The 1,969-nt window shown below is 42.3% G+C and carries 3 protein-coding genes; all 3 read right to left on the reverse strand.

Features of this window, described 5'->3' with window-relative positions; translation table 11 throughout:
- Positions 1–427 precede the first annotated feature (427 nt).
- The 3 genes from VXK47_RS10575 to VXK47_RS10585 all read right to left on the reverse strand — a co-directional run bounded on the left by VXK47_RS10575 (position 428) and on the right by VXK47_RS10585 (position 1,766).
- Positions 428–655, reverse strand: coding sequence for a hypothetical protein (locus VXK47_RS10575; RefSeq protein ID WP_435548751.1), 228 nt, complete (start codon positions 653–655; stop codon positions 428–430).
- Between the two features lie 92 nt (positions 656–747).
- The gene (locus tag VXK47_RS10580; RefSeq protein ID WP_435548752.1) at positions 748–1,311 is read right to left on the reverse strand and encodes a DUF4340 domain-containing protein; all 564 of its coding nucleotides are present in this window, start codon (positions 1,309–1,311) and stop codon (positions 748–750) included.
- Positions 1,299–1,766, reverse strand: coding sequence for a hypothetical protein (locus VXK47_RS10585; protein WP_435548753.1), 468 nt, complete (start codon positions 1,764–1,766; stop codon positions 1,299–1,301). Before VXK47_RS10585 ends, VXK47_RS10580 begins: the two co-directional genes overlap by 13 nt.
- Between the last annotated feature and the right edge of the window lie 203 nt (positions 1,767–1,969).

Consider the following 1,969-nt stretch of genomic DNA (forward strand, 5'->3'; position numbering starts at 1 on the left):
TAGTAATATATCAATATGTTATAACTTTTATTGAAAATGCCCGGATTTTAAACAACCTGTTACTGATTGCGAAAAATAAACTCAAGATTTGTTCTGTGTGGTGATATTATGCAGCTTCTTAATTTCACCGAGAATTGCTGGGCCGATAGGCCCGCTGTTCAGGGAATTATCCGAACAGCAAGTATATTTTAGTATGGCAGACGAATTATGGCGTAATGTCAAAGAGCTTATCATTATGTCAAGTCAGCTATTATCTGATGAGATTGACACAAAAAACATATTACATCTTATTGAAGTTATTGAAAATATACTTTGTAATCAATTCGTTTACTCAACTGCGAAACTTTAGATTATTATTATAAAATCACACTGGAAAACCCACAATCTTGCTTGTGGGATAAACGGCATTCGAAATTGTGTTTTCACATTATATAATTTTTGAATTTTCAAGCGTATTTCTTATATGACTTATGTATCTCGGCAGAATCATATGATTTTGCGGACAGATTGACTTTGGGTTCTGGTAAGCTGAGCCTGCAAAGGCCATAAGATACTTTCTTAATTCATTTAACTGAACAATTTCATCAAGAAGGCCGGTTTTTGCACAGAATGCAGGTCTTGAACAATCATAATATTTCTGTGCCAGCTCATTCATTTTATCTATAATCGGCTCAAGAGGTTTTCAGAAGGCATTGTGGTCGTTTGCTGTCGGGCCACCCATAAGATAGTGAGCTACGGTAATTGGCTCTACTGTAGCAATCGGAAATAAGATGCCTCCTTTTGCAGCTCAGCTTTGTAAGCAACGCCAATCAGGATAATACGCGCTTCTCCTTTTACTCTGGCATAGCAACCGGTATGATTCGGATCATTGCTCCCAATCTCCAAAACGCGGAAAGAAGGATCGCCTCTACCCTTGATGCCTAATTCCACTTCCGGCTGAATCAGGCCATATTGACTATAGTCTGAAGGATGGTCATCTATCGGCCTGACGATCCCGTAATTAAATACGGACAACAAATCTTTTATTTTCCCCTTGTCCGCTGGGGCATCCCAAGGCTTTTTGATCAGCCATAGTCCCCGTTCTTTTCTGAAAATTATGGTCTGGTTTTGCCAGCGTAACATTATTTCCTGAATATCGTCTTTATCAAAATCAAATATTTTTTCGATCTTCTGTGCCTTCGGGGCACTTCGCAGTTTGCTGTTTTCATTTAGATATGCGTATGCCCCCAGAAGCACAAGGATTAAAACCAAAATCAGGTTGATTTTATTTCTTCGCAAAAGCCAATCCCTTTCTATCTCTAACCGCGCCATCTCCTATAAATGTATATCCCTGAACCTATTAGCGCCGGAAGAAGCGGCAGGACAACAACAAGCAGCCAAAAGATCCATTGCCCCTGTTTTTTAGTGAGATGATGATAGGGATATGCATATTGCTGCGGGCGAGTGGAAATAAGATCTAATTCGCCTTCCAACCAGTGCGCGGTATTCATGAAAAGATCCTTATTGGCCATCATCCCGAGAAACTGATCGTTAACGAAATCGGCATCTCCAAAACATAATATCGCCCCCAACGTTTCGGCCTGCTTGGTAGCCATCCTTGGGATGGTGGCTAACAGGACAACCGGCGCTGGCCCTTTATGGTCAACACCTTCTTTAAAATAAATCCCGCCCTGGTTCGGATTTACCTTCTCCTTGACAATCCAACTTTGGGCGGAACTATACGCCAGATAGGCAATGGGATTCTTTTGCCCTTCTTTTATCTCCACCGGTCTGGCTGTGGGGAAAACAGCCGGGGATATATGGACGCCAGCAAGAAACCCCTTGGCAAAAGCTGACCCTTACCCATAAGTCTGTTTAGCACGATTGGATTGGGCATATGCCATGAGAACTCTCCACATGCCGGCGAGATCGTCCACTCGTTGCAAACCGAGCCAGAGGCTTTTGGTTCCCGGATCGCCGTCACTTTTTC

This window comes from Desulfobacterium sp. N47 (assembly GCF_051233685.1).
Taxonomy (GTDB): Bacteria; Desulfobacterota; Desulfobacteria; order Desulfobacterales; family RPRI01; genus RPRI01.

Excerpts from the sequence above, each read along its gene's own strand:
- VXK47_RS10580 (WP_435548752.1), bottom strand. The coding sequence starts at position 1,311 with ATGGCGCGGTTAGAGATAGAAAGGGATTGGCTTTTGCGAAGAAATAAA.
- VXK47_RS10575 (WP_435548751.1), bottom strand. The coding sequence starts at position 655 with ATGAATGAGCTGGCACAGAAATATTATGATTGTTCAAGACCTGCATTC.